The 1,205-nt window shown below is 65.6% G+C and carries 2 protein-coding genes; both read left to right on the forward strand.

All coding sequences use genetic code 11. The features are described from left to right. The first annotated feature begins 112 nt into the window (after positions 1-112). Positions 113-670 (forward strand): helix-turn-helix domain-containing protein, encoded by a 558-nt coding sequence (locus tag O3W51_RS48130; protein WP_232486345.1) that lies wholly within the window; start codon positions 113-115, stop codon positions 668-670. Next, the gene (locus tag O3W51_RS48135; protein ID WP_203218468.1) at positions 556-1,194 is read left to right on the forward strand and encodes an IS630 family transposase; all 639 of its coding nucleotides are present in this window, start codon (positions 556-558) and stop codon (positions 1,192-1,194) included. Before O3W51_RS48130 ends, O3W51_RS48135 begins: the two co-directional genes overlap by 115 nt. The last annotated feature ends 11 nt before the right edge of the window (positions 1,195-1,205 follow it).

The raw sequence follows: 1,205 nt of genomic DNA on the forward strand, positions 1-1,205 counted from the left end.
TGCTGAATTCCTCAACTTATGGGTATACACGGTGTGTTGAGGAGTGCGCTGGGGGTGGATGGTGCCGACATTGCTGCGGGCTCGGCCTGCTTCGGGTCCGGATGAGGCGTTGATGATCGACCGGCTGACGAGGGCTCGGAAGGCACCGGCTGACCTGGTGCTCAGAGCACAGATCATTGTTCTGAGCTGGGACGGTCTGCGGGTGGCGGCGATCGCCGTGGAGCTGGGGTGTCATGCGAAGACGGTGCGGTGGTGGCTGCACCGTTTCAATGAGCTGGGGGTGGAAGGGCTGGAGGACCGGCCGGTCGCGGGCCGGCCGCGCCGGATCACCGAGGCCGAGAGGTCCCGGATCATCGCGCTGGTCAGACAGGAGCCACCGGGACGTCTGACCAGGCACGAGGACGGCGAACTGGCGGCGCAGGACGAGTCAGGGGCACCGCAGTGGACACTCGACGCCCTGGCTGAGGCTGCCCGCCGCGGCGGCATCGAAGTGGGCCGGTCCCAAGTCCGCAGAATCCTGGTGGCCGAAGGCGTCCGATGGCGCCGCACCCGTTCCTGGATCCGCTCAAAGGACCGGGATTTCGAGGGAAAAGGACGCGGGTCGTCGGCCTCTACACCTGCCCGCCCGAAGACGCGACGGTCATCTGCGTCGACGAGCTCGGACCGGTAATCCCGCGCACCTTCCCGCCGGCGCCGGGCTGGTCGCCGGATGGACATCGCATCAAAGCAGAACTCGACTACGGCCGCGGCCCGGAGAAAACCTGGGTCTACGGCGGCCTCCGCATCCGCGACGGACAGCAGGTCACCATGACCGCTCCGTCTCGCAATAGTGCCTTCTACCAGCAGTTCCTCCAACGCATCGAGGAAGCCAACCCTGCAGGCGACATCTATGTGGTGACCGACAACCTGTCCTCGCACAACAGCCTCTCGACCCGAACCTGGCTCGAGGACCACCCCCGCATTCACCACGTCTTCATACCCGTCAGCGCTTGCTGGCTCAACCTCCAAGAAGGCTGGTGGCGCATCTTCCGCAAAGTCGCACTCGCCGGCCACAGCTTCGCCGGACCCGACGAAATCACCCACGCCACCGAACTCGCGACAACCCAACTCAACGCCCGCGCCAAACCCTGGATCTGGGGCAGACCCGCCCCACCCACCCGACACCTACGCCGACGCTACGTCTACTGCCTTTGAGGAATTCAGCA

Source organism: Streptomyces sp. H39-C1, from assembly GCF_027158125.1.
GTDB classification, from domain to species: Bacteria; Actinomycetota; Actinomycetes; order Streptomycetales; family Streptomycetaceae; genus Actinacidiphila; species Actinacidiphila fildesensis.

Coding starts and splice junctions, on each gene's coding strand:
- O3W51_RS48130 (WP_232486345.1), top strand. CDS start 113: ATGATCGACCGGCTGACGAGGGCTCGGAAGGCACCGGCTGACCTGGTG.